General features: G+C 28.3%; 1 protein-coding gene. It reads left to right on the top strand.

All coding sequences use genetic code 11. The features are described 5' to 3' along the window. Positions 1-98: 98 nt before the first annotated feature. On the top strand, positions 99-233 hold the full coding sequence (locus NF27_RS13285; protein ID WP_410518026.1) for a hypothetical protein: 135 nt from the start codon (positions 99-101) through the stop codon (positions 231-233). The last annotated feature ends 88 nt before the right edge of the window (positions 234-321 follow it).

The following is a 321-nucleotide window of genomic DNA, read 5'->3' as shown; positions in this document are numbered from 1 at the left end:
TAAAACAGTATAAGAAAGCGCTTAAAAACCTATTGAAAAAACAAAGTAAGAATATAGTATGCATATTAGCTTTTTAAACATAAGGTAAAAATATAAAAATGCTAATTGGTTATGCGAGAGTTTCAAAGGATGATAATTCTCAAACATTGGATCTACAAAAAGATACTTTAATACAAGCAGGAATATTAGGGGTAACGATAGGAAACGGAAAATATCCTGCGCTAAGGCATTAAGATTTAATTTATTTGGTTTTGTTTTGGTATTATAAATATAATCTCCAGTTAAATTGATATGTTCTCAGCCTAGTGGCGATAAATTCTT

Origin of the sequence: Candidatus Jidaibacter acanthamoeba (genome assembly GCF_000815465.1) — a bacterium.
GTDB lineage: Bacteria > Pseudomonadota > Alphaproteobacteria > Rickettsiales > Midichloriaceae > Jidaibacter > Jidaibacter acanthamoebae.
This window is presented reverse-complemented; position numbering and strand designations above follow the sequence as displayed.

What these genes read in the sequence shown, in the direction of transcription:
- NF27_RS13285 (WP_410518026.1), top strand. Translation starts at nt 99, where the DNA reads ATGCTAATTGGTTATGCGAGAGTTTCAAAGGATGATAATTCTCAAACA.